Genomic DNA, 7,792 nt, shown 5'->3' on the forward strand with positions numbered 1-7,792 from the left:
CGCGGCTCTGGCCGCCGCCGTCGTCCTCGCCGGGGCGGGCACCGCGGCCGCCGCCGACTGGCTGCAGATCTTCCGCGCGGAGCAGGTCGAGCCGGTCGCCTTCAGCACGTCGGACCTCGTCTCCCTGCCCGACCTCAGCGCGTTCGGCGAGGTCGTGGTGACCGGCGAGCCGGACGTGCACGCGGTCCCCGACGCCGCGGCCGCCGCGGAGGAGACCGGTCTGGACGTGCCCGAGGTCTCCCGCCTGCCCCGCGGGGTCACGGGGGAGCCGGTCTACCAGGTCGGCGGCGAGGTCAGCGCCGCGCTCACGGTCTCGGCCGAGCGCGCCGCGCAGGCGGCCGCCGAGTCGGGGGAGGCGCTGCCGCCCGTCCCGCCGGGGCTCGACGGCAGCCAGGTGCGTCTGGTCGCCGGTCCGGGCGTGGCCGGCACCTGGTCCTCCTCCACCGGCGCGCCGGCCCTCGTGGTGGCCCGGGCCGTCGCGCCCACGGCGTTCTCCTCCGGCGCCCCGTTCGCGACGGTGCGCGACTACCTCCTGTCGCTGCCGGGGCTCCCCGAGGACGTCGCGGCGCAGCTGCGGGCGTTCACGGGCGACGGCTCCACCCTGCCGCTGCCCGTGCCGACCGACCGCGCCACCACGACGTCCGCCCAGGTGGGCGGCGCGCCGGCCACGGTGGTGGCCACCCGCGACCGGGCCCTGGCGGCCGTCGTCTGGGTGGACGACGGCGTCGTGACCGTCGTGGCCGGCTCGCTGGGCGCCGAGGAGGTCCTCGAGACCGCCCGGGGCCTGCGGTGAGGGCAGCCGGGCCGGCGTCCGCGGGCGAGGTGGGGGCGGCGGAGCGCCTGGTCGGCGCCCTGCCGCCGGCGCCGGCGGTGTGGTGCTCGGGGCTGCGCAAGCGCTACGGCTCCCGGACGGCGGTCGAGGACGTGTCCCTCGAGGTGGGGCGCGGGGAGGTGGTCGGCCTGCTCGGCCCGAACGGGGCCGGCAAGACCACGGTGATCAAGTGCCTCCTCGGCCTCGTGCACCCCGACGCGGGCGAGGTGGTGCTGCTCGGGCGGCCGGGCGCCGACCCGGCCGCGCGCTCGCGCGTGGGCTACCTGCCGGAGCTGTTCCGCTACCAGCCGTGGCTCACCGCGGCGGAGGTGCTCGCCCTCCACGTGCGCCTCGCAGGGGTCGGCGTCAGCGCGCCGGAGCAGCGGGAGTGCCTCGCGCTCGTGGGCCTCGGCGACCGCGCCCGGGACCGGGTGGGGAGCTTCTCCAAGGGCATGCAGCAGCGCCTCGGCCTGGCCGTCGCGCTCGTGGCCCGGCCCGAGCTCGTCGTGCTCGACGAGCCGACCAGCGCCCTCGACCCGCTCGGCCGCGCCGACGTGCGCGACGTCGTGCTCGCGCTGCGGGCGCGCGGGGTCGCGGTGCTGCTGAACTCCCACCTCATCGGGGAGGTCGAGCGGGTGTGCGACCGGGTGGTCATCCTCGACCGAGGGCGGGTCGCCGCCGCGGGCACCCTCGCCGAGCTGCTCGGCCAGCGCGAGGTGAGGCTCGAGCTGACCGGCCTCTCCCCGGCGGCGCAGGCCCGGCTGGCCGCGCACGGCCGCGTCGAGCGGTCCGGGGCCTGGTTCACCCTCGCCCTCCCGGCCGACGACGACGGCAGCACCGTCCCCGACCTCGTGCGCGACCTCGTCGCCCTGGGCGCCCGGGTGCACGCGGTCGAGCCGTCGCGGATCAGCCTGGAGGAGCGCCTCCTCGGCATCCTCCGCGAGGGCGCCGACGCCCGGGCGGAGGCCGGTCGGTGAGCGCGCCCCGCACGGCGCTGACCATCGCCGCCCTGACCCTGCGCGAGGCGTCGCGCCGCCGCGTCGTCCTGGCCGTCACGGTGCTCACCGCCGTGCTGCTCGCGCTGAGCGGCTGGGGCTTCTCGCGCCTGGCCGCGGAGGCGGCGTCCGGGGGGATCACCAGCGGCGAGGCGCGCCTGGCGGCCTCGCAGATCCTCAACCTCGTGATGTTCGGCTTCAGCCTCATCGCGGCGCTGGGCACCGCCTTCCTCGCCGGGCCCAGCCTGTCCGGGGAGACCGAGTCGGGCACCGCGCTGTCCGTGCTGGCCCGGCCGGTGCGCCGCTCGGCCTTCCTCCTCGGCAAGTGGCTGGGGCTCGTGGCCTTCGGCAGCGGGTTCATCGTCGTCGCCGGGCTCGTCCAGGTGCTCCTCGTCAAGGCGACCGCCGACTACTGGCCGCCGCACCCCGCGACGGCGCTCGCGCTGCTGGCCGCGCAGACGGTCGTGCTGCTCACCCTCACCACGCTGCTGGCGACGGCCGTCTCGCCGATGGCCTCCGGCGTGGTCGCCATCGGCCTCTTCGGGGCCACCTGGGTGGCCGGCGTGGTCGGTGGCCTGGGCGACGCCCTGGGCAACGCGGGCCTGTCCCGGGTCGGCGACGTCTCGCGGATGCTCCTGCCCACCGACGGCCTCTGGCGCGGGGCCATGAACGCCCTCCAGGACCCGTCGGTCTTCGCCCAGATCGGCCTCGCCGACGTCCAGGCCTTCCCGTTCCTCAGCGCGGCGCCGCTGACCGCCGCCTACCTCGCGTGGGCGGCGCTGTGGGTGGCGATGATCGGCGGGCTGGCGGCGCTGTCGTTCTCGCGCAAGGACCTGTGAGGGCTCAGCGCGCCGGCCGCCGGGCGTAGCCGGCGCGGGCCCACAGGTAGCCCGCCAGCGCGATGGCGGCGCACCAGCAGGTGGCGACGACGGCGCTGGTGCCGACGCTCTGGCCGGTGAGCAGGCCGCGCAGGGTGTCGATGATCGGCGTGAAGGGCTGGTGCTGGGCGAACCAGCGGAGCCCGGCGGGCATCGAGTCGGTGGGGACGAAGCCGCTGCCGAAGAACGGCAGCAGCACCAGCGGCATGGGCAGGTTGCTCGCGCCCTCGACGGTCTTGGCCGCCAGGCCCATCGCGACCGACAGCCAGGACAGCGCGAAGCTGACCATCGCCAGCACCGCGGCCACCTCGAGCCACGCGAGCGCGCTCGCGTCGGGCCGGAAGCCCACGAGCAGGGCGACGAGCACCACGGCCGCGACGCCGACCAGCGTCTGGACCACCGCGCCGACGACGTGCCCGGTCAGCACGGCGGCGCGGGCGATCGACATGGTCCGGAAGCGGGCGATGATCCCCTCGGTCATGTCCATGGCGACCGTGATGGCCGTCCCCTGGGCCGCGCTGGCGATGGCGAGCACGAGGATGCCGGGGGTGAGGAAGTCGGCGTACTCCGCCCGCGACCCGGCGCCGGGCGCCCCGCCGAGGCCGGCGCCGAGGGTGCCGCCGAAGACGAACACGAAGAGCAGCAGCAGGACGACGGGGATGCCCGCGACCATGAGCGTCAGGACGGGGTAGCGCACCGCGTGCTTGAGGTTGCGGCGCAGCATCGTGGCGGCGTCCCTCGTGGTGAGGGCGAGCCTGGTCGTCGTGGGCCTGGTCGTCGTGGGCCTGGTCGTCGTGAGCGTGGTCATGGCGCGGGCACCTCGTTCGTGGGTCGGCCGGTGAGGGCGAGGAAGACGTCGTCGAGGTCGGGGGTGTGCACGGTGAGGCCGGTGACGTCGACCGCCGCGTCGTCGAGCCGGGCCAGCAGGTGCCTCAGGGCCTGGAGGCTGCCGTCGCCGGGCACGTCGAGCACGAGCGCCGCCGGGTCGTGCGCCGGGACGCCGAGCAGGCGCGCCGCGTGCTCCAGGGAGGCGGCGTCGGCGAGCTGGAGCCTGACGTGGCCGCCCGGGACGAGCCGCTTGAGCTCGTCGGCGGTGCCCTCGGCCACCAGCCTCCCGGCGTCCAGGACGCCGATCCGGTCGGCCAGCTGGTCGGCCTCCTCCAGGTACTGGGTGGTGAGCAGGACGGTCACGCCACCGGCCACGAGGTCGCGGACGATCTGCCACACGGCCCTGCGGCTGCGCGGGTCGAGCCCGGTGGTCGGCTCGTCGAGGAAGACCACCCGCGGGTCGCCCACGAGCCCCATCGCGAGGTCGAGCCGGCGGCGCATGCCGCCGGAGTACGTCGCCGGGGTCGTGCGGGCGGCCTCGACGAGGTCGAGCCGCTCGAGCAGGTCGCTCGCCCGCCGTCGTCCCTCGGCCCGGCCGAGGTGGTGCAGGTCGGCCATGAGCCGCAGGTTCTCCTCGCCGGTGAGGAGGTCGTCGACGGCCGTGGACTGGCCGGTGACGGCGATCGCGGCGCGCACCGCGTCGGGAGCCGTCGCCACGTCGTGCCCGGCGATCTGCACCACCCCGGCGTCGGCCGCCGTGAGGGTGGAGAGGATGTCGACGGTGGTGGTCTTGCCGGCGCCGTTGGGGCCGAGGAGGGCGAAGACGGAGCCTACCGGCACGGTGAGGTCCAGCCCGTCGAGGACGACGTGGTCGCCGAAGGACTTGCGCAGTCCGGAGACCGCGATGGCGGGGGTGGCGGTGCTGGTGGTCATCGTGCTCCTTCCGGGGTGGGGGTGGCGTCAGGCGCGGCGGATGACGATGGAGCCGTGCGCCGTGCGGGCCCGCACGCGGACGGAGCCCTCGGACTCCTGCGGCGCGGAGGAGGGCGTGAGGAGGTTGCGCACCCGCCCGGAGGTCGACTCCACGTCCAGCCAGGCGGCCGTGCCCTCGCGGATGCCGGCCTCGACCGCCCCGTAGGCGGTCTCGAGGTCCAGGGAGCCCGCGACCGCCTCGTGGACGCGGACCTGGCCGTACTTCGCCCGCACCCTCACGGAGGCCAGGGCGCGGTCCACGGTGACGTCGCCGTACGCGGCGTCCAGGTGCAGGTCTCCGCCCGCCCGGCCGACCCTGATCTCGCCGTAGGAGGTGCTGAGCTCCCCGGCCCCGTCCAGCTCCGCGACGGCGATCTCGCCGGCGGCGGTGCGCACCCGGGTGGTGCGGGACCGCTCGATCCGCACGTCGCCGTAGCGGTCCTCGATCCGCACGTCGCCGAGGCGGCCCTGGCAGTCCACGTCGCTGGCGGTGGTGCTGATGTCCAGCGCCGAGCCCTCGGGCACGAGCACCTCGACGTCGACCGACGGGGCCCCGCCGAAGAAGAGCAGCCGCGCTCGGCGGGGGGAGGAGACGACCAGCCGGCCGTCGAGGTGCTCCACCCGCGTCTGGGCGGCGAGCTGGACGTCGGCGCTGCTGCGCTCGTCGCTCGGGCGCACCTCGACGACGGTGTCCGGGCGGGCGCTCGCGCGGACCGAGATCGCGCCCCCCGAGATGTCGATGCGCACGTGGACGGGACCGGGGGTGTCGAACGCCGGCATGGCGGGCCTCCGCAGGGTGGCAGGTGCTCCGGCGCGGGAGCGCTCCGGAGCGGTGGGCGCGGGCGCGGCCGGGGTCATCGGACCCAGCCGGTGAACTGCTGGCCCGCGGACGGCGGGCCGGACCAGCGGCCGCGCCGCCGGTCCGCCGCCGGGGCGGGGTCGCGGGGCTCCAGGGCGCGGTCGAGGGCGCGGACGAGCCACGCGTTGACCGAGAGCCCCTCGCGCCCCGCGGCGTCCTCGACCCGGTTCTTGAGCTGGTCGGGGAGGCGGAGGGTGATCCGGGAGGTGCCGCCGTCCTCGCCCTCCGGAGCCGGCGCGGACGGGGGCGTCGGGGGCGCCGGCTCGGGCGGGCCCGGGGCGTGCGGGTCGTCGTGGGCGTCGTCGGGCGCGGCCGGGGGAGGGGTCACCACGAAGCCGATGTCGGCGCCGCGCAGCCGCAGGTCCACCGCGCCGGGGGCCAGCGCTGCGGTGATCTCCTCCGCGGCCCCGGACAGCGCGCTCAGCAGCGAGAGCCGGAGGGAGGACTCGAGCGGCGCGGTCAGCCGCTCGGCCAGGGCGCGCGCCTCCTCGCCGCCGAGCTCGGCGGCGGCCGCCAGCTCGCGGCGCAGCTGGTCGACGTAGGGGGAGAGGTCCATGACGCCACAGTGGCGTCACCGTGACGTCATTGTCAAGCCGTTCTGGCGTCAGTGGTGACGCCATCCCCGCCGGCGAGGCCCGGCGGCGCCGTCAGCAGGTGGCCGGGCGGGCCTGGAGCGAGCGCCCCTCCGCGTCCTCCGCGGGCCCCGGGTCGGTGAGCGGCAGGCTCGTCCCGGCAGCGGCGTCGAGGAGGAACCGCACGCACGGGCTGGCCGCCGCGAGGGAGAGCGGCTGGCCCGCGCGGCCCAGCGCGATCACCGCTGCCAGCCCGGCGCAGTCCATGAAGGTGACGCCCGAGGCGTCGACGACCACGGGCAGCTGTCGGCTGCTCGCCGCCTCGACCGCGGGGGCGAGCAGGGCGTGGGCCGCCAGGTCGACCTCGCCGTGCAGCAGCACGACGGTGCGGTCGGGGCACCGCACCACCTCGACCCGCACGGGCGGAGGCGCCTGCGGGGCGCGGGAGGGGGGCAGCGGCGAGGCGGGGAAGGGGTCCATGGGGATGCCTCTCGCGCAGAGCTCGGCGGCCGCGCTGCTGGACCCGCGGGCGACGGTACGGTGCTCGCGGCGGGCCCACAACCCCCTCGGGCGTGTCCGGTGCCGCGGCGTGCTGGGCCCCCGGCGCGGGCGGGACGGCTCAGGCGCTGAGCGCGGCCACGGCGGCGCGGACCTCCTCCAGCGACAGCGCCAGCGTGGCGTCCCCGACGGGCAGCTCCACCCGCTGCACGGCCGGGTCGCCGGTGGTCGTCGCCCGCTCCCAGGTCCACAGCCCGTCCCGGGCCAGGGCGCGCGACGCCGCGGTGAACGCCTCCTGGCTCGTGCGCAGCAGCAGGTGCAGCATCGGCGTCTGCGGGGGGTCGGGCACCACGGTGACCCCGGGCAGGTCGCGGACGGCGTCCGCGACCGCTCGCGCGCGCTCGAGGTAGGCGGGCATCAGCGGCACGCGGCGGCGCAGCAGGGTCAGCGCCGAGGCGGCGCTCGGCCACAGCCCGAACAGCGTCCCGCCCATCCGCCCGCGCCACTCGCGCACCTGCGCCACGACCTCGGCTGGGCCGGCCAGGGCGCAGCCGGCGAGCGCACCGATCCCCTTGTAGAAGCTGACGTAGGTGGTGTCGAACAGGGCGGCGACCTCGGCGGGGGAGCGGCCGTACCCGGCGCTGGCCTCCCACAGCCGGGCGCCGTCGAGGTGGACGGCGGCCCCGCGCTCGCGGGCCCACGACACCTGGGCGACCAGGTCGTCCCAGGCGGGCAGCTGCCCGCCGAGGTCGCGCTGGGGCAGCTCGAGCACCAGGGCGGCCGCCGGCTCGGCGACCGCGCGCAGGTCGTCGAGGCCGAGGAGCCGGTTCCGGTCGCCGACCGGGCGCCCGACCAGGCCGTGCAGGCGCTCCAGCGCCCGGCCCTCGTGCCGGTCGAGGTGGGCCTCGGGGTGGAAGAGCACCGCGCGGCGCCCGGTGCGCTCGGCGTGCACGCGCAGCACCGCCTGCTGGGCCATCGTGCCGCTGGGCAGGTGGACGGCGGCCTCCTGGCCGAGCAGGGCGGCCACCTCGGCCTCGAGCTCGGCGACCACGCCGCCCGCGCCGTAGCGGTCCACGGCCGTGCCGGGCGGGATGGTGGCCAGCAGGTCCGCGGCGCGCTGCGGCCCGTGGCCGGTGAGGGCGCGGGGGCAGGCGTCGCGCAGGGCGGTCAGGTCGTCGTCCACCGCGCCAGTCTCGCCGGGCGCCCGCGCGACCGGGGCGCGGGTCAGTCCCCGCCGTCGCGGGCGGGGGCGTCCTCCTCGACGAGGCGGCCCAGCAGGCGGGCCAGCTGGGCCCGCTCGGCGGCGTCGAGGCGGGCGAAGAGGCGCTCGGCGTCGGCGGCCCGCGCGGCCTCGACCTCGCCCAGCACGCCGCGGCCGG

9 protein-coding genes are annotated in these 7,792 nt (G+C 77.5%); 3 read left to right on the top strand and 6 right to left on the bottom strand.

Features of this window, described 5'->3' with window-relative positions:
- From AC5FZL_RS13725 to AC5FZL_RS13735, 3 genes are all read left to right on the top strand, one after another.
- A partial coding sequence (locus AC5FZL_RS13725; protein WP_493619449.1) for a hypothetical protein occupies positions 1–793 on the top strand: 793 nt, incomplete at its 5' end.
- Positions 790–1,788, top strand: coding sequence for an ABC transporter ATP-binding protein (locus tag AC5FZL_RS13730; RefSeq protein ID WP_493619450.1), 999 nt, complete (start codon positions 790–792; stop codon positions 1,786–1,788). The genes AC5FZL_RS13725 and AC5FZL_RS13730, both read left to right, overlap by 4 nt.
- Entirely contained in the window at positions 1,785–2,645 is an 861-nt protein-coding gene (locus tag AC5FZL_RS13735; protein WP_493619451.1) for an ABC transporter permease, read from the top strand. The genes AC5FZL_RS13730 and AC5FZL_RS13735 overlap by 4 nt, the downstream gene beginning before the upstream one ends.
- 4 nt (positions 2,646–2,649) lie before the next feature.
- Here AC5FZL_RS13735 and AC5FZL_RS13740 read toward each other — a convergent pair whose 3' ends face one another.
- The 6 genes from AC5FZL_RS13740 to AC5FZL_RS13765 all read right to left on the bottom strand — a co-directional run bounded on the left by AC5FZL_RS13740 (position 2,650) and on the right by AC5FZL_RS13765 (position 7,596).
- Positions 2,650–3,492: an ABC transporter permease gene (locus AC5FZL_RS13740; RefSeq protein ID WP_493619452.1), complete on the bottom strand. Its 843-nt coding sequence runs from the start codon at positions 3,490–3,492 to the stop codon at positions 2,650–2,652.
- The gene (locus AC5FZL_RS13745) at positions 3,489–4,445 is read right to left on the bottom strand and encodes an ATP-binding cassette domain-containing protein (protein WP_493619453.1); all 957 of its coding nucleotides are present in this window, start codon (positions 4,443–4,445) and stop codon (positions 3,489–3,491) included. Before AC5FZL_RS13745 ends, AC5FZL_RS13740 begins: the two co-directional genes overlap by 4 nt.
- A 27-nt stretch (positions 4,446–4,472) precedes the next feature.
- The gene (locus tag AC5FZL_RS13750) at positions 4,473–5,264 is read right to left on the bottom strand and encodes a DUF4097 family beta strand repeat-containing protein (protein ID WP_493619454.1); all 792 of its coding nucleotides are present in this window, start codon (positions 5,262–5,264) and stop codon (positions 4,473–4,475) included.
- 74 nt (positions 5,265–5,338) lie between these two features.
- Positions 5,339–5,899 carry a hypothetical protein gene (locus AC5FZL_RS13755; RefSeq protein WP_493619455.1) on the bottom strand — a complete coding sequence of 187 codons (561 nt, stop codon included), beginning with the start codon at positions 5,897–5,899 and terminating at the stop codon, positions 5,339–5,341.
- Positions 5,900–5,990: 91 nt separating this feature from the next.
- Positions 5,991–6,395 carry an STAS domain-containing protein gene (locus tag AC5FZL_RS13760; protein ID WP_493619456.1) on the bottom strand — a complete coding sequence of 135 codons (405 nt, stop codon included), beginning with the start codon at positions 6,393–6,395 and terminating at the stop codon, positions 5,991–5,993.
- 139 nt (positions 6,396–6,534) lie between these two features.
- Positions 6,535–7,596 carry a threonine aldolase family protein gene (locus tag AC5FZL_RS13765; protein WP_493619457.1) on the bottom strand — a complete coding sequence of 354 codons (1,062 nt, stop codon included), beginning with the start codon at positions 7,594–7,596 and terminating at the stop codon, positions 6,535–6,537.
- Positions 7,597–7,792: the final 196 nt, after the last annotated feature.

The organism is Quadrisphaera sp. DVD1 (assembly GCF_058932755.1).